General features: G+C 42.4%; 23 protein-coding genes and 7 tRNA genes. 22 read left to right on the forward strand and 8 right to left on the reverse strand.

Translation table 11 applies throughout. From position 1 onward, the window contains the following. Positions 1–99 precede the first annotated feature (99 nt). The gene (gene miaB, locus GW828_RS14540; RefSeq protein ID WP_273058426.1) at positions 100–1,524 is read right to left on the reverse strand and encodes a tRNA (N6-isopentenyl adenosine(37)-C2)-methylthiotransferase MiaB; all 1,425 of its coding nucleotides are present in this window, start codon (positions 1,522–1,524) and stop codon (positions 100–102) included. Between the two features lie 528 nt (positions 1,525–2,052). Here miaB and GW828_RS14545 point away from each other — a divergent pair. From GW828_RS14545 to GW828_RS14595, 11 genes are all read left to right on the forward strand, one after another. Beyond that, positions 2,053–3,276 (forward strand): FAD-dependent monooxygenase, encoded by a 1,224-nt coding sequence (locus GW828_RS14545; RefSeq protein ID WP_273058428.1) that lies wholly within the window; start codon positions 2,053–2,055, stop codon positions 3,274–3,276. A gap of 217 nt (positions 3,277–3,493) precedes the next feature. Then, entirely contained in the window at positions 3,494–4,081 is a 588-nt protein-coding gene (gene pth / locus GW828_RS14550) for an aminoacyl-tRNA hydrolase (RefSeq protein ID WP_273058430.1), read from the forward strand. Between the two features lie 77 nt (positions 4,082–4,158). Then, a complete protein-coding gene (ychF, locus tag GW828_RS14555) occupies positions 4,159–5,250 on the forward strand; it encodes a redox-regulated ATPase YchF (RefSeq protein WP_124017819.1) in 1,092 nt (363 codons plus the stop codon). Between the two features lie 215 nt (positions 5,251–5,465). Further along, a tRNA-Met gene (locus GW828_RS14560) sits at positions 5,466–5,542 on the forward strand. A gap of 43 nt (positions 5,543–5,585) precedes the next feature. Continuing rightward, positions 5,586–5,670, forward strand: a tRNA-Leu gene (locus GW828_RS14565). A 45-nt stretch (positions 5,671–5,715) separates the two neighbouring features. Continuing rightward, positions 5,716–5,790: transfer RNA gene (locus tag GW828_RS14570), tRNA-Gln, on the forward strand. A gap of 23 nt (positions 5,791–5,813) precedes the next feature. Next, a tRNA-Gln gene (locus GW828_RS14575) sits at positions 5,814–5,888 on the forward strand. A gap of 5 nt (positions 5,889–5,893) precedes the next feature. Beyond that, positions 5,894–5,970, forward strand: a tRNA-Met gene (locus GW828_RS14580). A 94-nt stretch (positions 5,971–6,064) separates the two neighbouring features. Beyond that, a tRNA-Leu gene (locus tag GW828_RS14585) sits at positions 6,065–6,149 on the forward strand. A gap of 52 nt (positions 6,150–6,201) precedes the next feature. Next, positions 6,202–6,276, forward strand: a tRNA-Gln gene (locus tag GW828_RS14590). Positions 6,277–6,454: 178 nt separating this feature from the next. After that, positions 6,455–7,486 carry a patatin-like phospholipase family protein gene (locus tag GW828_RS14595; RefSeq protein ID WP_273058432.1) on the forward strand — a complete coding sequence of 344 codons (1,032 nt, stop codon included), beginning with the start codon at positions 6,455–6,457 and terminating at the stop codon, positions 7,484–7,486. Between the two features lie 71 nt (positions 7,487–7,557). On the opposite strand, the gene GW828_RS14600 is transcribed toward GW828_RS14595, so the two are convergent. The 3 genes from GW828_RS14600 to lolB all read right to left on the reverse strand — a co-directional run bounded on the left by GW828_RS14600 (position 7,558) and on the right by lolB (position 10,138). Beyond that, positions 7,558–8,505: a ribose-phosphate pyrophosphokinase gene (locus GW828_RS14600; RefSeq protein WP_124017821.1), complete on the reverse strand. Its 948-nt coding sequence runs from the start codon at positions 8,503–8,505 to the stop codon at positions 7,558–7,560. Positions 8,506–8,595: 90 nt separating this feature from the next. Then, positions 8,596–9,468, reverse strand: coding sequence for a 4-(cytidine 5'-diphospho)-2-C-methyl-D-erythritol kinase (gene ispE, locus GW828_RS14605; protein WP_182722456.1), 873 nt, complete (start codon positions 9,466–9,468; stop codon positions 8,596–8,598). Positions 9,469–9,514: 46 nt separating this feature from the next. Then, the gene (gene lolB, locus GW828_RS14610; RefSeq protein WP_404717026.1) at positions 9,515–10,138 is read right to left on the reverse strand and encodes a lipoprotein insertase outer membrane protein LolB; all 624 of its coding nucleotides are present in this window, start codon (positions 10,136–10,138) and stop codon (positions 9,515–9,517) included. Between the two features lie 225 nt (positions 10,139–10,363). On the opposite strand from lolB, the gene hemA reads away from it, so the two are divergent. The 8 genes from hemA to GW828_RS14650 all read left to right on the forward strand — a co-directional run bounded on the left by hemA (position 10,364) and on the right by GW828_RS14650 (position 18,240). Next, positions 10,364–11,614 (forward strand): glutamyl-tRNA reductase, encoded by a 1,251-nt coding sequence (gene hemA / locus GW828_RS14615; RefSeq protein WP_124017824.1) that lies wholly within the window; start codon positions 10,364–10,366, stop codon positions 11,612–11,614. Between the two features lie 14 nt (positions 11,615–11,628). Continuing rightward, positions 11,629–12,714: a peptide chain release factor 1 gene (gene prfA, locus GW828_RS14620; RefSeq protein ID WP_273058435.1), complete on the forward strand. Its 1,086-nt coding sequence runs from the start codon at positions 11,629–11,631 to the stop codon at positions 12,712–12,714. Between the two features lie 9 nt (positions 12,715–12,723). Further along, positions 12,724–13,581 (forward strand): peptide chain release factor N(5)-glutamine methyltransferase, encoded by an 858-nt coding sequence (gene prmC, locus GW828_RS14625; protein WP_124017826.1) that lies wholly within the window; start codon positions 12,724–12,726, stop codon positions 13,579–13,581. A gap of 124 nt (positions 13,582–13,705) precedes the next feature. Then, on the forward strand, positions 13,706–14,101 hold the full coding sequence (locus GW828_RS14630) for a SirB2 family protein (protein ID WP_124017827.1): 396 nt from the start codon (positions 13,706–13,708) through the stop codon (positions 14,099–14,101). Positions 14,102–14,110: 9 nt separating this feature from the next. After that, positions 14,111–14,899, forward strand: a complete 789-nt coding sequence (locus tag GW828_RS14635) for a transglutaminase family protein (RefSeq protein WP_124017828.1) — start codon at positions 14,111–14,113, stop codon at positions 14,897–14,899. A gap of 189 nt (positions 14,900–15,088) precedes the next feature. Continuing rightward, the gene (locus tag GW828_RS14640; RefSeq protein WP_124017829.1) at positions 15,089–16,336 is read left to right on the forward strand and encodes a DUF819 family protein; all 1,248 of its coding nucleotides are present in this window, start codon (positions 15,089–15,091) and stop codon (positions 16,334–16,336) included. 17 nt (positions 16,337–16,353) lie between these two features. Beyond that, the gene (kdsA, locus tag GW828_RS14645; RefSeq protein WP_124017830.1) at positions 16,354–17,205 is read left to right on the forward strand and encodes a 3-deoxy-8-phosphooctulonate synthase; all 852 of its coding nucleotides are present in this window, start codon (positions 16,354–16,356) and stop codon (positions 17,203–17,205) included. 162 nt (positions 17,206–17,367) lie between these two features. Next, positions 17,368–18,240, forward strand: coding sequence for a DMT family transporter (locus GW828_RS14650; protein WP_273058438.1), 873 nt, complete (start codon positions 17,368–17,370; stop codon positions 18,238–18,240). Here the strand turns inward: GW828_RS14650 and GW828_RS14655 are convergent. Next, positions 18,218–19,216, reverse strand: a complete 999-nt coding sequence (locus tag GW828_RS14655; protein WP_273058440.1) for a ketopantoate reductase family protein — start codon at positions 19,214–19,216, stop codon at positions 18,218–18,220. The two genes, GW828_RS14650 and GW828_RS14655, sit on opposite strands and share 23 nt — an antisense overlap. 5 nt (positions 19,217–19,221) lie before the next feature. Continuing rightward, on the reverse strand, positions 19,222–19,578 hold the full coding sequence (locus GW828_RS14660; RefSeq protein WP_124017833.1) for a VanZ family protein: 357 nt from the start codon (positions 19,576–19,578) through the stop codon (positions 19,222–19,224). A 338-nt stretch (positions 19,579–19,916) separates the two neighbouring features. Here GW828_RS14660 and GW828_RS14665 point away from each other — a divergent pair, with 338 nt between their 5' ends. Further along, positions 19,917–20,402, forward strand: coding sequence for a YajQ family cyclic di-GMP-binding protein (locus GW828_RS14665; protein ID WP_124017834.1), 486 nt, complete (start codon positions 19,917–19,919; stop codon positions 20,400–20,402). A gap of 335 nt (positions 20,403–20,737) precedes the next feature. On the opposite strand, the gene GW828_RS14670 is transcribed toward GW828_RS14665, so the two are convergent. Further along, positions 20,738–21,568: a LytTR family DNA-binding domain-containing protein gene (locus tag GW828_RS14670; protein ID WP_273058442.1), complete on the reverse strand. Its 831-nt coding sequence runs from the start codon at positions 21,566–21,568 to the stop codon at positions 20,738–20,740. A gap of 188 nt (positions 21,569–21,756) precedes the next feature. Here GW828_RS14670 and GW828_RS14675 point away from each other — a divergent pair, with 188 nt between their 5' ends. Continuing rightward, positions 21,757–22,227, forward strand: a complete 471-nt coding sequence (locus tag GW828_RS14675; protein WP_182698678.1) for a DUF2141 domain-containing protein — start codon at positions 21,757–21,759, stop codon at positions 22,225–22,227. A gap of 18 nt (positions 22,228–22,245) precedes the next feature. Then, positions 22,246–23,763 (forward strand): carotenoid oxygenase family protein, encoded by a 1,518-nt coding sequence (locus GW828_RS14680; RefSeq protein WP_273058446.1) that lies wholly within the window; start codon positions 22,246–22,248, stop codon positions 23,761–23,763. Between the two features lie 576 nt (positions 23,764–24,339). On the opposite strand, the gene GW828_RS14685 is transcribed toward GW828_RS14680, so the two are convergent. Then, on the reverse strand, positions 24,340–25,764 hold the full coding sequence (locus GW828_RS14685) for an AmpG family muropeptide MFS transporter (protein WP_273058448.1): 1,425 nt from the start codon (positions 25,762–25,764) through the stop codon (positions 24,340–24,342). Positions 25,765–25,875: the final 111 nt, after the last annotated feature.

The following is a 25,875-nucleotide window of genomic DNA, read 5'->3' on the forward strand; positions in this document are numbered from 1 at the left end:
TTACGAGCCTCTGCATTGAATTACCATAATTAGCCTAATTTTAGACAAAATTAAAGGCGGACAAGCCGCCTTTAATATCGTTTAAACAACAAACATTGATTATGGCTTAAAGTGGGTTACACCTAATGCGTCATCTTGCTTGTGTTTAGCCAAAATATCAGCCGGATGTAAACTGCGACGTAAATCCATTTCATCTTCACCGCGGACAAATTCACCGCGCAATGAGTTGGTATAAACATCAACAATTTTCACATCAACAAAACTGCCGATGTGAGTGTGCGCGGCTTCAAAGTTAACCACACGACTGTTTTCAGTACGACCACGAAGCTCCATTGGATTCTTTACTGATGGACCTTCGACTAAAATACGTTGAACCGTGCCTAACATATGACGGCTATAGCGCATTGCTTGTTGAGTAATACGGTCTTGTAAAATGGCTAAACGCTGCTTCTTTTCTTCATCGCTAACATCATCTGGTAAGTCTGCTGCTGGTGTACCAGGGCGTGCGCTGTAGATAAAGCTAAAGCTGTGGTCAAAACCGACATCTTCAATCAGTTTCATGGTGTCGGCAAAATCGTCCTTTGACTCACCAGGGAAACCAATAATAAAGTCTGAACTGATTTGAATATCAGGACGGGCTTTACGCAGACGACGAATAATCGACTTGTATTCAATCGCCATGTGACCGCGTTTCATTTGGGTCAAAATACGATCTGAACCTGATTGCACAGGTAAATGCAGGAAGCTCACCAATTCAGGCGTATCTGCATAGACATCGATAATGTCTTGAGTAAATTCAATCGGGTGGCTGGTGGTAAAACGCAGACGGTCTATACCATCAATTGAGGCCACTAGGCGCAATAATTCCGCAAAGGTACATATCTCATCATCATGAGTGGCACCGCGATAAGCGTTAACGTTTTGGCCTAGTAAATTGACTTCTCGTACGCCTTGAGCGGCTAATTGAGCCACTTCAAGAATCACGTCATCTAATGGACGGCTGACTTCTTCACCACGGGTGTAAGGCACCACGCAGAAAGAGCAGTATTTACTGCAACCTTCCATAATGGACACGAATGCCGTTGGGCCGTCTGCACGAGGTTCTGGCAGGCGATCGAATTTTTCAATCTCAGGGAAACTGATATCAATCACGGCTTTTTCGCCACGTTGAATTTGTTCAATCATCTCAGGTAAGCGATGCAGAGTTTGCGGGCCAAAGATAATATCAACACATTGAGCGCGCTCTTTAATGGCTTTACCTTCTTGCGAGGCAACACAACCACCCACCCCAATAATTAAATTAGGATTTTTATCTTTTAAAGATTTCCAACGCCCTAGCTGATGGAACACCTTCTCCTGTGCTTTTTCACGAATAGAGCAAGTATTAAGCAGCAGTACATCTGCTTCGCTTGCGTCATCGGTCAAGGTATATCCTTGATAGTCGTCTAATAAATCAGCCATCTTTGATGAGTCGTACTCATTCATTTGACAGCCCCAGGTTTTAATATGAAGTTTTTTACTCATCAGTGCTCGCCAGTAAATCACAGTAAAAATAGCGCGACATTTTACCTGTTGTCAGGCGGTCTGGCTAGTATTAGTGCAAGTTTCACGCATTTGAATATAAATTTTGCAATAGCCTTAAAAATAGTAATGACTAATCGTTTGGATTAAACTTGATAAGTTATAACGAGTAAACATCGCATTCAGTGGTTATTTAGGCTTAAGTTACGATTAAAGCCTTGCTACATTTCCGTGGTTTATTGATCTAGGGCATAATCGAACGATTAGCATGCACCATCGTCATGGTTTTATTTTGGCCTGTTTTATCGCCCTCATGGGGGCGTCGATCAGCAATTGCAGATGTGATTTTCACCGCTAAAGGGTGATAGCACTATTTGCCAAGCTAATGTGCCGCCAAGTAAGCCATCATGGATGTCAACGCGTATAGGTTAATAATGATTATTGATGCCCAACAGAGGTTCAGTTAATTCGTTTTTCATTGGCTGTTATATTGAACATAAACTCATTTCACTATTTATGGATGTAAACACAATGCAAGATGCTTCACTCACATCAACGAACGCTTCTGGCGATGCGACTCATTATGATGTTGTGGTCGTGGGCGGCGGAATGGTCGGTGCGGCTGCCGCGATTGGATTAGGTCAATTAGGACTTAGTGTGGCGGTGATAGAGTCCCGTCAACCGCAGCCTTATGATGTAGAACAGGCATTAGATGTGCGAGTGTCTGCAATCAGTGTTGCATCTGAGCAATTATTAACCCGTCTTGGTGCCATGGATGAGCTGCTGTTGATGCGCCATGCGCCTTATACTGGCTTAGAAACATGGGAGCTCGACGATTGCCTTACGGCATTTAGCGCCGAACAAGTGGGTCAAGCGCACTTAGGCTACTTTTTTGAAAATCGGTTAATTCAATTAAGCCTATGGCAGCAAATCCGGAAAATGGATAATGTCACCTTATTATGTCCGCATAAAGTGACCCAATTTGGCCGTTTAAGCGATAGTCAGCAAGTGAGTATTGAGCTTGATAATGGCGATAAAATCACGACAAGATTATTGATTGGCGCCGATGGTGCTCAATCGCAAGTTCGTCAATGGGCTGGTATTGGTGTCACTGGCTGGGATTATGCGCAGTCGGCGATGCTAATTAATATCAGTACTCAAACCCCACAGCAATCAGTAACCTGGCAGCAATTTACCCCTGCAGGGCCAAGAAGCTTATTGCCGCTTCCTGGGAATCATGCGTCATTAGTCTGGTACGACGATGCCAATCGCATTAAACAATTATCACAACTTAATGATCTGCAATTAGCACAACAAATCAGGCAGCATTTTCCGCCGCGTTTAGATCCTAATTTCACCGTTGAGAATAGAGGTAGCTTTAGACTCACTCGCCGCCATGCCCAAGGTTACTACCAAGATAATTTAGTGATTATTGGTGATGCCGCCCACACGATTAACCCTCTAGCTGGCCAAGGAGTAAATATTGGCTTTAAAGATGTTGATGTGCTGGTAGCCCAGATTGCCAATGCCATTGGCAGTGGGGAAATATGGTGGCACACGCCTGTGCTAAAGCGATATCAGCAAGCGCGTTATTACGATAATCAACTGATGATGACCGCGATGGATGCTTTTTATGCGGGGTTTAGCAATGATTTATTACCGTTAAAACTGCTGCGTAATGGTGCATTGAAATTGGCAAATATCGACTCACCATTAAAGCGAAAAGTGCTCAAGTATGCCCTTGGATTGACTTAAACTCTTCGCTAACCCAGTTCGGCTTTTTGGGTTTGCGTTATTGCTCCGCACGCAAAACTTGATGGGGACATGATTAACGCTAAGGCTTGAGTGGCTTTGAATGATTACATTATGAGTGAAATTGGTATAAAATGCCGCGTTTTGCATCATGTGTATTTTGATGTACCCCATGAAGGCATTTAGCAATAGTGTTTGCTAAGAAACTGACTAGGTTGTGATGAGTAACATTAAATTGATTGTCGGGTTGGCAAACCCGGGTGCTGAATACGCGCAAACTCGCCATAACGCTGGTGCATGGTACGTGCAAGAACTGGCACGTATTTGCAGTGTTCAATTAGTACCAGAGAGTAAATACTTTGGCGTCACAGCTCGGGCTATTTTACACGGTAAAGACGTGCGCTTGCTGATCCCAACAACCTATATGAATTTAAGCGGTAAGTCTGTGGCAGCGTTAGCTAACTTTTTCCGTATCCTGCCTGAAGAAATATTGGTTGCCCATGATGAGCTTGACATGGCACCGGGCGTGGCTAAATTCAAATTAGGTGGTGGCCATGGTGGTCATAACGGCTTAAAAGACATTATTGCTAGCTTAGGCAACGACAAGAACTTTCATCGTTTACGGATTGGCATTGGTCATCCAGGCGATAAAAATAAAGTCAGCGGCTATGTACTGGGCAGGGCACCAGCGATAGAACAAGAGCGAATAAATGCCGTGATTGATGAAGCGGTTCGTTCCACCGAGATTTTATTTAACCAAGACATGGCGAAAGCTATGCACAGATTACATTCGTTCAAAGCAGAATAAGCCAGGCTAGTTTTGTTTTAACACCCTTTCGACATCATTATCCAATGGGATAATTCTACATATATAAAGGTAAGCATATGGGTTTTAAATGCGGCATTGTTGGTCTTCCAAACGTAGGTAAGTCAACGTTGTTTAATGCGTTAACACAAGCAGGGATTGAAGCGGCAAACTTTCCGTTTTGTACTATTGAGCCAAACACCGGAGTGGTACCTGTACCTGACTCACGTCTCGACGCGTTAGCTGCCATTGTCAAACCTCAACGCATTTTGCCGACGTCTATGGAATTCGTTGATATCGCCGGTTTAGTCGCTGGTGCATCGAAAGGTGAAGGTTTAGGCAACAAATTTTTAGCTAACATTCGCGAAACCGATGCTATTGGTCATGTGGTACGTTGTTTTGAAGATCCAAACATTGTTCACGTAGCCAATAAAATTGATCCTGCTGGCGACATTGAAGTGATTAACACCGAATTAGCCCTAGCCGATTTAGATGCCTGTGAACGGGCTATTTTTCGTCAAGCTAAACGCGCTAAAGGCGGCGATGCGGATGCCAAATTTGAAGTTGCAGTGCTTGAAAAAATGCGCCCAGCATTAGATGAAGCTAAAATGCTACGTTCATTAGAATTAACCAAAGAAGAATTAGCCGCAGTTGCGTACCTAAACTTTTTAACCTTAAAGCCGACCATGTACATAGCTAACGTGGCTGAAGACGGTTTTGAAAATAATCCTCATCTTGATGTTGTGCGTGCTATTGCGGCAACAGAAAATGCAGTGGTTGTGCCTGTGTGCGCTGCGATTGAGTCAGAACTCGCTGAAATGGAAGCTGATGACCGCGCCGAGTTTATGACTGACTTAGGTATCGAAGAGTCTGGTTTAGACCGTGTGATCCGTGCAGGCTATGAATTATTAAATCTGCAAACGTATTTTACTGCTGGTGTAAAAGAAGTACGTGCATGGACAGTACCTGTTGGCGCATCAGCACCACAAGCTGCTGGTGTTATCCACACCGACTTTGAACGTGGCTTTATTCGTGCGCAGGTGATGGCATATCAAGATTTTATTACCTACAAAGGTGAAGCGGGAGCCAAAGATGCCGGTAAATTACGTGTCGAAGGTAAAACCTACGTTGTTAAAGATGGCGATGTGATGCATTTCTTATTTAATGTCTAAGCAGCATTAAGATTAAGTAAAAATCATAATAAGGGGCGTAAAGGATATTTTAGTCAGTTAATTGGCTTTATTTTGTCGATTCGGCATTCAGTTTGGTGAAGTTATAGCCGAACAAGACGAATTGATGAAAATAGCGAAAAAAACCAGTTGACCTAGATAACCTGAATAAGCATAATACGCCCCGTTCCTCGCCAAGAGGGATTGCAAGAAATAGTGGCAATATAGCTCAGCTGGTTAGAGCACAGCACTCATAATGCTGGGGTCGCAGGTTCAAGTCCCGCTATTGCTACCATATTTCTTACCCATCTGCTCAAGATGTTAAACTAGAGTGTTGTGCGGGAGTGGTGGAATTGGTAGACACGCCAGATTTAGGTTCTGGTGCCGCAAGGTGTGAGAGTTCAAGTCTCTCCTTCCGTACCATTTATTAGAGATGTTGGCTTAGGCGGATGTTTCAAAAAGTTTGATTGGGATATCGCCAAGCGGTAAGGCACTGGGTTTTGATCTCAGCATTCCAAGGTTCGAATCCTTGTATCCCAGCCATTTATAAAGTTAGACAAGATTATTGGGATATCGCCAAGCGGTAAGGCACTGGGTTTTGATCTCAGCATTCCAAGGTTCGAATCCTTGTATCCCAGCCATCTTTGGCAATGTAGCTCAGCTGGTTAGAGCACAGCACTCATAATGCTGGGGTCGCAGGTTCAAGTCCCGCCATTGCTACCATATTTACTAGGTAGAGTGAGTTGTACTTACATTAGCTAGTAAAGCCAAAGTTTACTCTGAAATAAAAAGAGTATACTCTAAGTTAAAATTTGATGCGGGAATGGTGAAATTGGTAGACACGCCAGATTTAGGTTCTGGTGCCGCGAGGTGTGAGAGTTCAAGTCTCTCTTCCCGTACCATCAAATTTTATTCAAAGTGATTTTAGTCTGTATTGCCATAATTTGTTTTAATTGGGGTATCGCCAAGCGGTAAGGCACCGGGTTTTGATCTCGGCATCCCCAGGTTCGAATCCTGGTACCCCAGCCAAATTCTGAAAAGCCCGTCTTAATAGACGGGCTTTTTGCATTTTTGTTTTTATAACGTTAAATCTTGCGCGGTATTGATAGCCTTTTTCTATTAACTCAATTGATTCTATCCATTATCTATCTTCGCTTCAGTTCTTTAGACTTACCTTATGCAGTTAATCACTAACGTCAGGTTTACTATGAACACCCAAACAACTCATCCTCCAATGCTTTCTGAGCATGTATCACAGCCTATGACGGCGTTAATTGCCGAAGGTGGTGGTCAGCGTGGGATTTTTACTGCTGGGGTGTTAGATGCTTGGTTAGAAGCCGAATTCGATCCATTTGATCTGTTTATTGGCACCTCTGCCGGTTCGCAAAATTTAACCAGTTTTTTATCGCGCCAAAAAGGCTATGCAAAACGATTAATTCGAGGATTATCACGTCATAAACGTTTTTACCAATTAAGCCGGGGTTTAGTTGGTGGCCACGTAGTCGATCTCGATTGGTATTTTGATAAAACTACTCGAGGCAGTTTTACTTTGGATTTCGCCTCTGCAGCAAAATATTTAGGCAAACGGCAATTATTGATTACTACAACTAATTCACGAGATCGCCAAGGTTACTTTTTTAGTCCTAGCAACGATGGTGAGCATTGGCGCGAGTTGTTAAAAGCATCGAGTGCGTTGCCTTTTCTTTATAAGCAAGGTGTGAAACTCGCGCCTTGGTTAAATACCCATGCTGCGAATCAAACACCTGAGCTTATAGCGCAACCTCAAGAAGACTTTTACCTTGATGGCGGGCTAGCGGCACCTTTACCTGTTCGTGAGGCTTACCAGCGTGGTGCGCGTAAAATTGTGGTCATTCGAACGGTTAATGCAGACTTTCAGGCGCAATCAGCTTGGGTACATAAGCTAAAATCATGGATTTGTGTCTCTGGTTATTGCCCCAGAACCATTGATTACTTAGTGCAACATGAACAAGCGTATCAACAAGAGTTAGCGTTTATTGCTAATCCGCCAGCTGATGTTGAAATTATCCAAATTTTTGCCGACAACAGTTTACAAAGTAAACTGCTTGGCAGTGCTGATACAGATTTACTGCATGATTATCATACTGGCTTAGCGGCTGGGAAATCATTTCTAGTGCAGCAACAACATGCCAATATTACGCCAGCGATGATGCAAGGTCAGCAATCATCTTTTATGCCTAAGTACGCTTTGTCTGCTTAATGAACCGAGTTCCACACAAATAAAAAAACGCACTCAATCGAGTGCGTTTTTGATGACCCTAATCGGTTAGATTAGTGGCGGAACATTGCAGAGATAGACTCTTCGTTGCTTACACGACGGATCGCTTCAGCAAGTACCGCAGACATGGTTAACTGAGTCACTTTAGCCACTTTGAGCATTTCAGGGCTTAATGGCACTGTATCAGTTACGATAACTTCGTCGATAACAGAATTGGCAATATTTTCAGCTGCATTACCTGAGAATACAGGATGAGTAGCATAAGCAAACACGCGGTTAGCGCCATGTTCTTTTAATGCTTCAGCAGCTTTGCATAAAGTGCCACCCGTGTCGATCATGTCATCAACAATGATGCAATCACGGCCTTGAACGTCACCAATAATGTGCATTACCTGAGCCACGTTCGCCTGTGGGCGACGTTTATCGATAATGGCAAGATCAGTATCATCCAATAGTTTGGCTACTGCACGAGCGCGAACAACACCGCCAATATCAGGAGACACAACAACAGGGTTATCAAATTTCCGGGAGAGCATGTCTTCAAGTAGCACTGGGCTACCGAATACGTTATCAACCGGGACATCAAAGAAACCTTGAATTTGCTCAGCGTGTAAGTCACAAGTCAATACGCGGTCAACACCCACGCTCGACAAGAAATCTGCAACCACTTTCGCTGTAATAGGCACACGTGCACTGCGTACACGGCGGTCTTGACGAGCATATCCAAAGTACGGAATAACGGCAGTAATACGACCCGCTGATGCACGGCGAAGCGCGTCAACCATTACAATAAGCTCCATGAGGTTATCGTTAGTTGGTGCGCAAGTAGATTGGATAATAAACACATCCGCACCACGTACATTCTCGTTTATTTGAACACTGATTTCACCGTCGCTGAAACGGCCTACAACTGCGTCGCCAAGTTTGCAAAATAAACGATCGGCAATCTTAGCAGCTAGATTTGGGGTAGCGTTACCAGCAAAGAGCTTGATGTCGGGCACTTTATGAACCTCAGATGTTTGCTTTACGATTAAAGGCTAGATCAATTTTACGTGTTGTCACTCAAAACTGACCCAGAAGATATTATGTAATTAGAGCTGCTCAAGCCGTATTTTTAATGGCGACTTATTCATCCCTTTTGCAACAAACCCTCGCATATGAGCCGGCAATTCGGCTAAAGCGTCAAGTGCTTGTTGCGAATGTGTAAATTCCCCGAACACGCATGCGCCTGTTCCAGTCATTCTCGACGGCGCATATTCTACCAGCCAGCTTAAGGCATTGGCAACTTGAGGGTGCTTAGTTGTGACCAATTTCTGACAATCATTGGTCCACTGCTGAGTCATTAAGCTGTTCATATCCAATTTAGGTGTGTTGCGTGGTAGATCAGGATGCTGAAAAATATCCTTAGTTGATACATGCACATCAGGGACAATAACTAAGTACCATGGTTCAGCGGGTTCTACTGTGATCAATTGCTCACCGACACCTTCAGCGAATGCTGATAAACCATTAATAAAAACAGGAACATCCGCACCGAGTGTTAAGCCTATTTCAGCCAGTTTACTGGGTGACACATTGGTTTTCCATAAGGCATTTAGTGCCACTAATGTGGTTGCTGCATCCGATGAACCACCGCCTAAACCACCACCCATAGGGAGTAATTTGTCTAACCAAATATGCGCACCGCCTTCATATTGGGTATAACGCTTGAGTGACTTTGCGGCTTTAAGAATTAAGTTATCGCTGTCAGCGACAGAATCGGAGATAGCAGAGTGTAAAATTAAATCGTCTGTGTTGGTAATATGAAAATCGAGGTAATCGCAATGGTCAATAAATTGAAATAAGGTCTGTAATTGGTGATAACCATCAGCTCGCTGGCCGGTAATGTGTAAAAATAAATTTAATTTTGCTGGCGCAGGCCAACTTGTTGAAACGGCTGATTTACGTAAGTGAGTTGGTTTCATGTTTGTTTAACTACCTTGTTAATGTGCCAGCAATTAACATTTATTGTTATTGGGTTTTGGCTGCTACAGCTGTCCATTGATTAGTTTGAATTTTTATTTGCACATTTTCTCGCTCAATCTTCAACAACTTAGGCACAAGCGCGCCGCTTTGTTGTTGCCAACTGAGAAAACTCACTGACCAGTTTGCCTGAGGATCGTAACTGATGACTTGTTTAATTGTGCCATCAGGATTATAGCTGACAATTTTATCATTGCTGCCAATTTGGCCGGTGATCCATAAAGGAAGGCTATCAAGCGGGATTGACCAGCCGCTAATACCTGTCAGTAAATCTTGGGCGTTACTGTCGCGATAGGTTTTGCCGTCTACTTCAAGCGTCGCCATGCCTTGATTTGTCTTGAGGGTTAATACTGTCGTGCCTAATACTGTGGTTAAACGCAAGTCATTGGCAGCGGGTTGGTGTAGCCAGTACAGATTAGTACTGAATTTATCTTCCGCTGTTTTAACGGCAATTTTACCCTGCAGCTCCCATGCATTGGCTTGAGCTGCATTGGTCACATTGATAGGCGTAAAATCTTCAGATGGCGTCACACTACAACCGGTTAACAAAAGCAACGCGGTGATAATAGCGGTATAAAAGAAAGATGCAGATAATCGCAATGGATTGCCTATCAGTTGCTTAAGATTTTCTTATGATACTGGGCTTAAGTCATTATGTAAAAATGCTTTTAGCAAAATTAATGTGATATTAATGTAAGGGTTTGCATAATGTTTATGTGAACCATAAATAAATATTTAGACATTTATTCGGTTTTGTTAAGCCAATTGTGTTTTTAGTCGGTTCAATTCAGTAGAATAGCCTAATTAACGTCACCGAAAAGAACTTGATACCATCAAATGAGCCTAGTAATAATCGGGATAAACCATAAAACCGCCACGGTAGATTTGCGTGAAAAAGTCGCTTTCTCTCCAGACCGCATTCATGACGCCATGAAAAGCTTGGCTAGTCGCACCCGTACGGGCGAGGCTGTTATTGTGTCGACCTGTAACCGTACTGAGCTATATTGCAATAATGCTGAAAAGGAAGACATTATTGAATGGTTGGAGGATTACCATAGTATTGAGCACAGCGACTTAATGCCGTGTCTCTATGCCTATGAAGAGCAAGTTGCCGTAAAACATTTAATGCGGGTAGCATCGGGTCTGGATTCACTGGTACTGGGTGAACCGCAAATTTTGGGACAGGTAAAGCAAGCGTTTGTTAAAGCCAAAGAAGCTGGCACGATTGCATTGACCATTGACCGCTTGTTTCAAAACACCTTCTCTGTGGCCAAAAAAGTGCGCACTGAAACCGAAATCGGTGCCGCGGCAGTTTCTGTCGCCTTTGCCGCCGTCAGCATGGCGAAACATATTTTCTCATCATTGAGCACCACTAAGGTGTTACTCATTGGTGCTGGAGAAACGATTGAGCTGGTGGCCAAACACCTTAAAGATAATGGTGTTGCCTCTATGGTGGTGGCAAATCGCACTATCGAACGTGCCCAAGCCATGTGTGAAGAGTTTAACGCTACCGCCATTACCCTCGAACAAATACCAGATTTTCTCGCTAAAGCCGATATCGTGATATCCTCTACCGCCAGTCCTTTGCCCATTTTAGGTAAAGGTATGGTCGAAAAAGCGCTAAAACAGCGTCGTCATCAACCTATGTTGTTGGTGGATATTGCAGTTCCAAGAGATATTGAAGCAGAAGTCGGTGAGTTAGACGACGCATTCCTTTATACTGTAGACGATCTGCATAGCATAATTGAACAGAACATGGCTTCACGTAAAGAAGCCGCCGAGCAAGCAGAATTAATTACTGAAGACCAATCACACTTATTTATGGAGTGGATTAGGTCTTTAGAGTCAGTCGACAGTATTCGCGAATATCGCAGCCAGAGCTTGGCGATTAAAGATGAATTAGTTGAGCGCGCCTTGAATAAAATATCTCATGGCAGTGACAGTGAGCAAGTGATACTAGAGTTAGCCAATAGGCTAACTAATCGTTTGATACATGCACCGACACAAGCGCTTACTTCAGCAAGCCGTCAAGGCGATTTGAATACGTTAGGCCAATTAAGAACTGCGCTTGGTTTAGATAAAAACTAAGGTTAGCGAGCTAAATGAAAGAATCCGTTATCCGCAAGCTTGAAGGCTTGCTCGAGCGTAATGAAGAAGTATTAGCATTATTAAGTGATGCTACCGTGATTTCGGATCAAGACCGTTTTCGTGGATTATCAAAAGAATATTCTCAACTTGAAAATGTAGTCAGTAGCTTCAAGGCGTTTCAACAAGCTCAAAAAGATTTCGACTACGCTAAAGAGATGCTTGAAGAAGAAGATGCTGAAATGCGCGAAATGGCGCAAGATGAGTACAAGCAATCTAAACAAGTGTTAGAAAAACTTGAAGATGAATTACAAGTTTTACTCTTGCCTACCGATCCTAATGATGACACTAACGCGTTTCTTGAAATTCGTGCGGGTGCCGGTGGCGATGAAGCCGCTATTTTTGCGGGTGACTTATACCGTATGTATTCGCGTTATTGCGAAGCGAACCGTTGGCAAATAGAAGTCATGAACGTCAACGAAGGCGAGCATGGCGGCTTTAAAGAAATCATTGTCAAAATCAGTGGTGATGGTGCTTACGGTAAATTAAAGTTTGAGTCTGGTGGACATCGTGTTCAACGTGTACCAGAAACCGAATCTCAGGGCCGGGTTCATACTTCAGCATGTACAGTCGTGGTATTGCACGAAGTACCTGAAGCTGAAGCGATTTCGATTAATGCAGCAGACTTAAAAGTTGATACATTCCGCGCCTCTGGTGCCGGTGGACAGCACGTTAACAAAACTGATTCAGCGATTCGTATTACCCATATTCCATCTGGCATTATTGTTGAGTGTCAGGATCAACGTTCACAGCATAAAAACCGTGCCCAAGCGATGAGTGTTTTGGCTGCGCGTATTCAAGCTGTTGAAGATGAAAAAAGACGTAGTGCAGAAGAAACTACCCGTCGTAGTTTAGTGGCCAGTGGCGATCGTTCTGAACGTATTAGAACGTATAACTACCCACAAGGTCGCGTAAGTGATCATCGTATCAACTTAACACTATATCGCTTGAATGAAGTCATGGAAGGCGACTTAAATGTCTTGCTTGAACCCATTATGCTAGAACATCAAGCCGATATGCTTGCCGCGTTAGCTGACGACTAAGGAGTTCTCTTGACGCAGTCTTCGTATTCAACAATTGCTGAAGCCCTTCAATGGGCTTATTCACAACTAGCCGCAACCTCTGAATCTGCTCACGTAGATGCAGAGGCATTGCTATTGCATTGCTTGAATAAAAATCGCAGTTTTTTATATACTTGGCCTGAGCGACAACTGACGAGTGAGCAATTTAAAGCTTATAGCCAGATGATCGCTAAACGTCAAAATGGCACTCCGGTAGCGCATATTATTGGTGAACGAGAGTTTTGGTCATTACCTTTTATTGTTAATGACTCAACGCTTATTCCCCGGCCTGATACTGAAATTTTAGTTGAAACCGCACTGAACTTATCTGTGCGTCACAATGCCAGAGTATTAGATTTAGGCACAGGAACCGGTGCTATTGCATTGGCGTTAGCATCTGAACGACCTAAATGGCGGATTACTGCCATTGATAATGTTCCAGAGGCTGTCGAGCTTGCTAAAGCTAATCGCGGTAATCTTAACTTACCAGACGTTGAAATTATCCAGTCTGATTGGTTTTCAGCCGTTAAACAGCGCGATTTTGATTTGATCGTGTCTAATCCTCCCTATATTGATGAAGCCGATGAACATCTTCATTTAGGCGATGTTCGCTTTGAACCGCAAAGTGCACTCACCGCTGGCAATGAAGGCTATGCCGATTTGTATTATATTGCTGAGCAAGCGCGTGCTCATTTACTTACTGGTGGTTATTTATTGCTTGAACATGGCTATGAACAGGCGATTAAAGTTCGTGAGAAATTGATTGAACTTGGCTACCACAATGTGGCTACCGTTCGAGACTTTGGCAGTAATGACCGCTGCACGCTTGGGCAATGGATGGATGAGTAATTCAGTATCTACAGGTATATATCTCGCTAAGTAAATAGCAATAATCCAAATATTAGTATGCGGCTGGTTGATCGAGTAAACTAGGCGCCTTTTATTTTTACCTTTTTTTAATGAGACTTAATTAATGGAAACATTTTACAGTTTATATCCAGCGGTAAAGCATACTCACATGATGTTTATTGCCATGAGTGTGATCTTTTTTATCGTGCGTTTTGTTTTACATTTACGCAAGTCTCCCATCATGGAAAAAAAGTTTGTTAAAGTAGCACCACATGTCATTGATACGTTTTTATTACTATCAGGCTTCACTTTGTGCTTTATGATCAAACAATATCCTTTTGTCGATCCATGGATGACAGAAAAAATAATCTGTGTTGCGGCCTATATTGCTTTAGGTGTGATGGCACTTAAATCTAACCGTAATAAGCTGTTTAAGTTTTTTGCTTTTATCGGCGCAATCGGTTGGGTAGTGTTAGCGGCCAAACTGGCTTATTTCAAACAAGTCGTCTTCATGGGTTAATTGGTTTTAATGGCAAAATATCTTCTTGATGATGCAGTTTCGATACCTGAAACTGCATTTGAGCTCTCTGAACATCTTGGCTTTTCAACATCTAAACCTGCTATGTGGGCGTGGTATGAAATGGCCGGTTCAGTATTGAGTCACTATGTTATTGACCAACAAGCGCGCCTTGAAGGTCTGTTTAAGTGGTTTTACAATGATTTAGGTTTTTGTGTTCGAGACGACTATTTTAGCGTCGAGGCTGCAGATTTAAGCTATTGCGTGTTAAAGCGTCAAGGCAATAGCACTACACTATCAATATTGTTAATTTTATTGGCTAAACAACTCGACTTAACACTCGAGGCGGTTTTATTACCCGGTAATACGGTATTAAAAAGCCAAGTGAATGATGTGGTTAAATACCATGATCCGCTAACCGGTAAAGAACTTAGCCGTCATCAATTACATGCGTTAGTGCGTGGTGAACTGGGTAATGCGGCTAAATTAAAACCAAGCCACCTTAAAACGGCTACGCTCAAACGGTTAATTAGCCGTATGTTACATGAGCTAAAAGCGGGTTGCATCGTCAGTCATAAATTTGAACAGGCAATGGAATGTTGTAATTTATTATTACAATGGCATCCTGACGATGTGCATCTTAATCGTGAACGTGCTTTTATTGCCCAACAGTTAGGTTGCATTAAAGTGGCCATGTCGGATTTACAACACTTCATCGATTTGAGTCCGCATGATCCTGTGATTGAACTGGTTAAGATTCAATTAAAGGAACTCAGTCAACATATGCAGGTTTATCATTAATGATTTGATAACCTGCAACCTAGGCAGCTTTGAGTTAACTCAAAGCTGCTTTATTCGCAGTGAACTTCTTGCAAGTTGATTACCAGCGCGCAGCAGATAAGTTATCATCATCGATTTTCATAACAGCAAAAATAACAACAATAACAATAACAACTAAAAATATAATGTATTTGTAAGGGAGAACTCTACATGTCAACGTCAGCAATGGTGAGCAATGATGCCACCGCCCTGGGTATACTCGCCGTTATTTTAGGTTTTGTTTTTTACACAAGCTCGTCCACTCATCCTTTTTGGCAAAAGTTTTATAAGTACATTCCAGCTTTACTACTGTGTTATTTCTTACCTTCATTATTAAATACCTTTGGTGTGATTGACGGCCATTCATCACAATTGTATTTTGTTGCATCACGGTATTTACTGCCTGCATGTTTGGTATTATTGATTTTAAGTGTTGATTTAAAAGCTATTCTTAGCTTGGGCCCTAAAGCGGTTATTATGTTTTTAACCGGTACGCTTGGGATTGTTATTGGTGGGCCGATTGCATTAATGACAGTGTCGATCATCGATCCATCACTTTTAGGTGGCAATGGTCCTGATGCAGTTTGGCGCGGCATGACAACCTTAGCGGGTAGCTGGATTGGTGGTGGTGCTAACCAAGCTGCAATGAAAGAAATTTATGAGGTTGGTGGCGAGATATTCTCCGTTATGGTGACGGTTGATGTCATCGTTGCCAATATCTGGATGGCCGTGTTGCTCTTTATGGCGTCAAAAGCCAAAGAGATTGATGCCAGAACTGGCGCTGACACCACAGCCATTGAAGCGCTGAAACAGAAAGTCGAAAAGTATCACGCCGAAAATTCGCGCATTCCTTCGCTGCGCGATATTATGTTGATTGTGGCAGTTGGTTTTGGTGTCACTGGTTTTGCCCATTTTGCAGCTGATTTCTTGGGACCGTTTTTCGAAGCTCATTATCCATGGACCGAAGATTATAGTTTAACCTCTAAATTCTTCTGGCTAGTGGTTATTGTGACTACCGTTGGTTTAGGACTTTCATTTACTCCAGTGCGTCATCTTGAAGCGTCTGGTGCCTCTAAAATAGCTTCGGCATTTTTATACATTCTGGTTGCGACCATAGGTTTGCATATGGATGTGTCTAAAATAATGGATACGCCGATTTATTTCTTAGTAGGTATTGTGTGGATGTTAGTGCACGCAGGGTTAATGTTATTAGTGGCTAAACTCATTAAAGCCCCATTATTTTATATGGCAGTGGGTAGCCAAGCCAACGTTGGTGGAGCGGCATCAGCTCCCGTAGTGGCAGCAGCATTTCACCCAGCCTTAGCACCTGTAGGGGTGTTGCTGGCAGTATTCGGTTATGCATTAGGTACTTACATGGCTTGGCTATGTGGTCAGTTATTACAAATTGTTGCAGCGTAATGCGCTAAGAGGATCAAATGGATCAAAAAATTATTCAGTTAACTAATCATGTTGAAGTCGCCAACGATAAACCGTTTGTGTTATTTGGGGGCATGAATGTACTTGAGTCACGTGATTTAGCCATGTCGATTGCAGAACATTATGTGGAAGTGACCCAAAAGCTTGGTATTCCATACGTGTTTAAAGCTTCGTTTGATAAAGCTAATCGTTCATCGGTTAACTCATACCGTGGTCCAGGTATGGAAGAAGGTCTTCGTATTTTTGAAGAAATAAAATCAACCTTCAATGTGCCAATTATCACCGATGTACACGAAATCTATCAGTGTGCACCAGTCGCCGACGTTGTTGATATTATTCAGTTACCGGCTTTTCTTGCGCGTCAAACAGACCTGGTTGTGGCGATGGCGAAAACCGGTGCCGTTATTAACGTTAAAAAACCGCAGTTTTTAGCGCCGCATGAAATGCGTCATATCATTACTAAGTTTAATGAAGCGGGTAATGACAATATTATTTTATGTGAACGTGGCAGTAGCTTTGGTTATAACAACTTGGTTGTCGACATGCTGGGCATGGATGAAATGAAGCAAACGGGTTATCCAGTGATCTTTGATGCTACCCACGCACTGCAACGCCCAGGCGGACGTGCAGACTCTGCTGGTGGACGTCGTGCACAAGCAACTGAACTTGCGCGCAGCGGTATGGCATTAGGGTTAGCAGGCTTATTTATCGAAGCACATCCTGATCCTGATAATGCAAAATGCGATGGCCCATGTGCACTCCCATTGCATTTATTAGAGAAATACCTAACCCAGATGAAAGCGGTTGATGACTTAGTAAAATCATTCGAGTTCATTGATACCAGCAAGTAAATTATTAATAGCATTGGATGACTAATAACTCGATAAGTTGATTATTAATCACTTTAGCACTTTATAAGTGTCTTTTAATCGTCGTAAACAGTAATCTAATTGCCCTTGTATAAGCCCTGACTTTTTACCAAGTTTCAGGGCTTTTTTAGAGCAGTAACCAATATGTGGATCATGTTTACCTTTCTCGCCGCATTCATGCAGGCGTGGCGCAATGCATTTCAAAGCAAGCTGAGTAAAGACGTCAGTGTGGCAGGCGTAACCTTGGCGCGCTTTATTTGGGCTGGTCCCATCGCAGCTGTCTATCTATTTAGTTTGCATCAATATTCCCCTACTGTAATACCCACTTTTAATGCCAGCTTCTGGGGCTTTGTTATTGGTGCTTCATCAATGCAAATTTTAGCCACAGGGCTTATGGTGAAGCTGTTTAAAATGCAGAACTATGCCATAGGTGCTGGGCTAGCCAAAAGCGAAGCCTTAGTAGCCGCTATCCTTGGGGTTATCTTTTTTGGTACTCAATTATCAATACTAGGTTGGATAGGCGTTGTCATCGGCGGTTTGGCAGTCATGTTGCTCAGTAGCAAGCAGGGTTTTAAACAGTTATCACTGAAAACGGTATTGTTAGGGCTTGCATGCGGCAGTGCTTTTGCGTTGACATCCTTATGGGTAAGAGAAGCCAGTTTAACCCTACAAGGGCCATTTACGCATCGTGCAGCCTGGGTATTGCTGTGGGTTATTGGGTTACAAACCATAGTGCTAATTGGTTATTTACTGGCAAAAGATAAATCGACTTTAGCAGCCTTGTGGCAACGACCTAAATTAACCTTAGCCATTAGCGTTTCCAGTTGTATTGGTTCGATTGGCTGGTTTAGCGCAATGTCGTTGCAGGCTGTACCGTATGTGAAAACCTTAGGTCAGGTTGAGGTGTTTTTTACCCTGATTATTGCGACCTTTTGGCTGAAACAGAAAGTGAAAATTAATGATGTTGCCGGATTACTGCTAATCGCTATTGCGGCTATTTTAGTGATGTGGAGTTAATATTATTAGGCTTACTGAGTCGTAAAACTCTCTCGAGGAGAGCTTGATTTTGGGGAACATCAAGCTGATGCGCCTTAGCTTGCTGGCAAATATAGCCATTAATCTCATGAATTTCAGTGGGTCTACCGTGAGCGACATCTTGATACATAGATGAAAAGTTAGCTGAGGTTAACGCAATCACTTGGTATACCCGCGCACTCAGTGCTGCTTTATCTAAGTTTATGCCATCACATTGAGCCACTTGGACTAATTCATCAATAATTGCCGCAATTTGTGCTTGGTATTGAGTCGCGGCTAATTGACCATTAGCACACTGATTTAATGCAGTTAATGGGTTTATGACTGCATTAATCGCCAGCTTTTGCCATAACACGGGTAAAACAGGCTGATGCCATTCAATGGGTTGATGGTCACTGTGCAGATGATTTAGGCGCATCTTTAATGCTGTCGGCATAAGAGGGCCGCTAAAATGCCCCAGTTGGGTTACGCCAAAGCCGCTGTGTTTTACTTGCCACTGATTTTGTTTCAATGCCGCCTGCGATGTTGTGCCTAACGTCAATCCTTGATCCTTTGCCAATACAGCAGCCACCGAAAAGTGGGGGCCTAAACCATTGTGAAGTAATACAATATGGCATTGAGGAGACAGTTTGGTTAACAAGGGGATAAGTGCTAGTTCAACTTGATAGGCTTTGACACACACAAGCAGTAATTCAACCTGGGCTAAGCGGTTATCTTCGGTGCCCAATATGGTCGCTAATGCTTTATGGCATTGCTGCTTATCGTCAATAAAATCCAGTTTTTGTTGCCGAGTTTGTTTATCTCGGCCAATAAACATCACATCGTCTACTTCTGGCGTTGGCGAGCAGACAGTCAGTTTGTGATACATCAATTGCCCAATTGCACCCGCGCCTAATATGGCAATCAGTCGATGACTATCGTGCGTGGATGATGGTGGCAATAGTGATGTTTTTACCATGTTTTTTAGCGATTCGCTTTTAATTTACGGTATTTAATCATCGAAAAATGCACTAAATAAAACAGGGCAATACCCGTAAGATCAGCGATAACATCGGCAGCTGATGCGCTACGATAGGGAAGACGTGATTGGATCAGCTCAATCAACACGGCATAGGTCGCCAAAGCGCTACACAAAAAATACCAGCGTGGTTTAAAAGCGTAATGAGCTAGGTAAGCAAGCGCGAAAAAGCTACCTAAATGGCCTACTTTGTCCATATGAGCAAAAGTCTGCGGATAACTTGGTTTTGAAAAAACAAGATAGCTTGTCACAATGATGGCGACAACTAAGGCAAGCTTGAAAATATTTTTATAAGTGATCACGAGCGTAATATTGGCCTAGTGAAGCGAGAAGATGGCTAATAATAAGAAACCTACTGAAAATTGTCACTCATTAACCTCTCTGGAAAGTCATAATTGTTATAGTCGAGCCATTTATACTGCTGATAATCGTAAGTTAATCATCGTTAAACTCAGTCTAAATAAGCCTTATAGTGATATTATCAATAAAAATAGCTGCTTGATGATTTTTTGTTAATCAATCACCAGTTAGTCATTAATAACCTTGTGATGACATCTGTGGTCGCACTCCACTATCCCGATAATGACTCCTAGTGTAAAATAGCAAAATATATATGTGATGAACCAAAGAGGAAAGCAAGATGCCATCTATGGATATTGTGTCAGAAGTTGACGAAGAAGAATTACGCAATGCGGTAGAAAACTCCCGCCGTGACGTTGCTGGCCGATTTGATTTACGTGGTAAAGAAATTGACATTGATTTGAAAGACAATGTGGTTACCTTAAAATCAGAAGATGATTTTATTTGTAAGCAATTAGTCGACATTTTGCGCATTCAGCTGAGTAAACGTAACGTCGATCCATCATCAATGGAAGTTGACGAGAAAGCGGTTCATAGCGGAAAAACCTTCAGTTTAAAAGTAAATTTTAAACAAGGTATCGACTCACTGATTGCTAAAAAGCTAGTCAAAGCTATCAAAGACAGCAAGCTTAAAGTACAAGCTGCTATCCAAGGTGATTCAGTTCGTATCACTGGTAAAAAACGTGATGACTTACAAGCTGTTATGCGCCTAGCGAAAGAGTCTGATCTTGGCCAACCATTCCAGTTCAATAACTTCAGAGATTAATCCTGAAGACAGCCATTCTGAACAGAAAAAGCCGATACGGGTAACCCTATCGGCTTTTTTATTAAATTAAGCGAATTATTTTTTAGTTTGTTAGGAATATGACCGAGGCTGTCGCACGTCATGGCATTTTTCCCGAAACAATGGCTGTAATAATGGTGACAGCAATCTGTTTCTTCCAATGACCAATATTGAAAAATTGTTTTAAAACGCCCAAGAGGGTAGACATCCATTACAACAATCCTCATGGATGACTAATCATATACTCGTTCTGAGGTGTATCGACATGAAACCGGCATTGTTTGGCGACAGCATACTGTTTTCTCTGAACAAAATACCTAAATAATATTTGCTGCTTTAACCGCATCAACAAACGTTCTTGAAACGGGGACCTCAAGGTGATTGCTTAGCAACAATGTCATTTTCCTATTTTGTTTATTTACTGATACGACCGCATCACTTGCCACCCACCATGACCTATGAGTTTGTAAGCCAGGAAACCCCTCAAGCTGTAGTAAAGCATCTTTCAGACGCATCAACAGCATGTGACTACCTTTATCGGTATGCACTTTCAAATAGTGATCGTCCATTTCTAAGCACAATAACTGGCCGCGTTTGTTGATAGGTAATAACGACATAAATTGTTCAATTTGAATACTCTTAGTATCAGCCGTTGAGGCATGCTCTTCAATCACTTTAGTTGATAGTTCCAACTGCTGTTGCTGCTGTTTAACATGATTCTGCCACACACTAAAAAAGGTAATAACACCGCCAATCACTAATGTCTTAGGCAGGAAATGAACAAAGTCATTGATGAGATTAATAGGGGAATTAAAAAATATCATGGTGATTAATGGCACAACTAAGCTCATTAATATACTTGCTATTAAAGATGGTATTGCAACACGTAGCCAAGGAGCACTGAACTTCTCAGATAAATATTTATGCCCTAGATTGATTAACGGTGAATAAATAAAATAACCACAAACACACGTAAAAACCCAATAGCTAATCGACATAAAGACCGGCAGCTCATGCATGCCAAACGGTGCTAAAAAACCAATAAAAAGTCCTATAGATATTACAACAAGTAGTTCTCGCAGTAATTTACTTTTATTAAAAGTAAAGTTTACCGATTGATTTTTAGTAGATATTTCACGAATCGCCAATGGTACACATTCCTTTTTAGTGACATCTTACGAAGTTTTTAACCCATTTTACGTAAAGCGGCTGTTGCTTTTCTAATGCCCATTCTATCGTCTATTTAACAAGACGCAACGGTGATACTTCACCAGCATATTCCAATTTAACAAGTCAACGTGCCTGCACAATGACACCATTTGCTAAGGATATAAAAATGAGCATCAACAGCCAGAAAATAAATGTTAACAGCAATAAATTAACCCAAGTCATACTGACCTCAATACTCTGCAGTTCATTGTTTACTTCATCGGTTTTTGCAGCAGATATCTCTTTTGAAATAGAGGGCGTTAACGCTCAACCCAGTAAGATTTACGCACAGCTGTTTAATAGTCAAGACAGCTATTCAAAAGGAGAGGCATTTAGTGCTACTTATCTTCAAGCTAAGCAAGGTATCAATAAGGTTATTTTTACTAATATTCCTGTCGGTCAATATGCTATTCGCTTCTTTCAAGACGAAAATAATAACGGCACATTAGACACCAACCTATTTGGAATGCCATCAGAAGGTTATGGATTTTCAAACAACGCCAAACCTAATTATGGTCCAGTTGGTTATCAAGATGCGGCATTTACCGTAACCGAACAGCAAGATCCCGTGATTAATCAAACCCACATTATCTACTAACATAGGGAGGTGCTAATTATGCAACGTAGACAGTTTTTAAAAAGCATGGCTATAGTCGGTGCATCAAGTGTATTGCCCGCATCTGCAACCTTACTTACCGCACCCGTAGTTCCGGCTATGGTCAATGTTAAACAGTTATTTAATGATGCCTTAGCTGTTCATCCTGAATTGATTGGTTTTGCCAATGTAGAACGTAACTTTGAGCCACAAACACTTTCACTTGAAGGGCGTATTCCAGCAGATTTACATGGGGTATTTTATCGCAATGGCCCAGCAAAACATGAACGTGGAGCCATCCGATATCAACATGCCTTTGAAGGTGATGGCATGTTGCAACGTTTTGAAATAAAAAATCAGAATATCGTCCATCGCGGCCAGTTTATTAACACACCAAAATTTAGCCAAGAGCAACAAGCCCAGCAATTTGTTTATTCTGGCCCTGAGACCAAAATTGCCCATGCGCTACCGGTGGTGACTCCTGACACAGTCAATACCGCCAATACCAATATCATTGCTGTTGGTGATGATCTTTGGGCGCTTTGGGAGGCGGGGTCTCCGACAAAAATAGATCGTGATTCAATGCAATTTCAACAGCAAGTTCATTTAGGAGCAGAGTCAAAATACGCCAATACTTTACAAGGGCTGCCTTTTTCTGCTCATCCAAAAGTGGATCCTAGTGGTGATATTTGGAATTTTGGTTTGCATCCATCAGGTAATATTGTGCTCTATCATTTGGCCGCGAACGGTAACGTCAAAAATGCAGGGGTAATTAACACTCAATATCGTGGCGCAATGCTGCATGATTTCCTCATCACAGACAAGCACCTGTTGATCATTCTGCCATCACTGTTTACTGATAAATCTATTGACGGACATTTTGAACAAATTAAATACAATACTGACATTCCAATGAGGGTGTTAGTGATTAGTAAGCAGTCATTAACTGTTATCAAGCACTACGAACTTCCAGCGGGGTTTGTATTTCATTATGGAAATGCATGGGAAGAAATAAATGGCACTATTCATTTTGATGCGAGCTTGTATCCCGACGTGAATGTATTGCATAAGCTGTCTAATGTTATGCAAGGCAAGATTGAACAGGCCAGTACAAAAGCAAAAACAGCGCTGATTACTCTGCACACAGAGGGTCATTACAGTATGCAAATAATGCCAGGTACGAGCGAGTTCCCACGCGTGTGTGATCATGTGGTCGGTTTAAAAAACCACTATTTATATCATCTGTCAGCTAAAACCAATAGCCTATGGAGTGATACATTATCATCTCTCAACACCGACACTGGCGCAGAACAGCATTACCATTTTGGGGAAGATTACTTGGTTGAAGAGCACATTAGTGTTTGCCCAAAAGCTATCGAAAATACCGGCTACTTAATCGGTACCGCGCTACATGTACCGACAAAGCGTACTTGTTTGAATATCTTTGCAGTGAATGATTTATCTTCAGGTCCCATTGCAAGAGCATGGCTACCATACCATCTGCCCCTAGGATTTCATGGTAATTTTATGCCGAGTTGAATACCTTCAACATCACTAAACGCTTCGATAACGCTATGCCGTCGTGGTCCACCACAACCTAGTGGCTTATTCATTTTGAATATCACAGCGGTGAGCTAAAGGAGCTGCGGCGTTAACGACAACACATTTCGTCCAAAAGTAAGTCCGTTGCTTAGATTTGATTAGATTTTCTATTGAGCTCTTAGCGGCAGACAAGCATGACGTTAAATTGAAGAGAGAAATTTCCCGTGTAGATGAATCGGCGAGCATCTCAAACCGCGACATTTTGGCGCCGCCCACATGGATGCTTACCGTAAAAAATTTACCGCTGGCGTCTCGCTTAATCATCTGCACTAGGCCTGCACCAGGCGGTTAGTTTCAATCACGTCATGGTGTACTTAAGCAATGTTAATTAGGCGAGATTAATCAGACTTGCCATTCTCTTTAGCCAGCGCAGAACCTTGTCACCAAAATCCAACTGAAGTTTGCTAACACCTAACAGCCCAAAAAGATAAAGGCAGATTCTGACTCAGAAACGCTACCAGAATGACCTCAACTAAGTATTACCGAGTTGAGGTAAAATTGATCATAGCGTTGCTAAAGAGGTGGTTTAGCCACATCTGTTGATACATCAATCGAACCATCTAATGATTGAGCCTGTGCCATCACTTGTAGCTGCGATCGATTAACCAACACCACTAATAACAGCACTGGAAAACCAATCAAACTCGCAGCAATGAAAAAGTTGATATAACCAAAAGCATTGACATATAAGCCTGAAAATCCGGCGATAAATTTTGGAAACAACAACATGATTGAGGATAACAAGGCATATTGTGTTGCGCTATAACCCGTACTGGTTAAACTTGACAAGTAGGCAATAAATGCCGCAGTCGCGATACCAGCACTAAAATTATCCACCGAGATAGCCAAGGTTAAAAATGGCACGTTATAGCCAATATAGGCCTGCCAGGCAAACAACAAGTTAGTTACCGCAACTAATAATGCGCCCAAGAATAGAATTTTCATGGTGCCATAACGCATCAGCAATACTCCGCCAAAAGCGGCGCCGACTAAGGTCATGATTAAACCATAGACTTTACTGATAAAAGCGATTTCCTCTTTGCTGAAACCGATATCGACATAAAACACATTTGCCATGATGCCCATGACAATATCGGAGATGCGATAGCATGAAATGAGCAACAAAATCAGAATGGCACTTTTGCCGTGACGTTTAAAAAAGTCAATAAAAGGCAATACGCTAGCACTGTATAACCAGGCTAACGTTCCGGCGATTTTGGCTGGATACTTGGCTGCAAAATCGGCTCTTAGTTGCCGTTCTTTATCGTCAGCGTATTTAGTATCAACCTGAGGTTCTTTGCTGCATAGGGTGGTAATAATGCCAATGCCCATTAACATTGCCATGGCAAAGTACGCTGTTTGCCATGCTTGTAGATTGTAAGCATCATTACCTGGTGATACCCAAGCTGCTATGGTTAAGGCACCTGCGGTGGCAATGATCATCGCCCCTCGATAACCGACCTGATAGGCTGCTGCGAGTGCTGCTTGCATTTTTTCTGGAGCAGATTCAATTCGAAAAGCATCAATGACAATATCTTGAGTCGCTGAGGCGAAGGCGAGTAGTAGCGCGCACAAAGCCAAACGTTCAAGATTAACCACAGGATCGCTGATCGACATACCCAGTATGGCGCCAACTAAGCACAATTGTGCAAACAGCATCCAACCTCGTCTTCTGCCTAAAAAACGCGTAAATAAGGGCAGAGACATACGGTCGACTAATGGTGACCATGCCCATTTAAAAGCATAGGTGAGTGCTATCCAGCTAAAGTAACCAATGGCGGCTCGGTCAACGCCTGCCTCACGTAACCAAAAGCTCAGCGTCGAAAAGACCAGCATTAATGGTAAGCCGGCAGAAAATCCCAGCAAGAGTAAGATTAATACTCGTTTGTGGTAATAAACCGATAATGCTTCACGGGTACGAGCCAAAAAAACCGACATAAGACAACTGGATAATGGAGAATGGCTCTAGCTTATGTTGCAAGAGGTTTAGGTTCAAGCCATTCTAAAAGATTATTCAGCCAGTTTGAGGTTAAACTAGAATGCAGACCA

The organism is Shewanella vesiculosa (genome assembly GCF_009994065.1).
In the GTDB taxonomy this organism is placed as follows: Bacteria; Pseudomonadota; Gammaproteobacteria; order Enterobacterales; family Shewanellaceae; genus Shewanella; species Shewanella vesiculosa.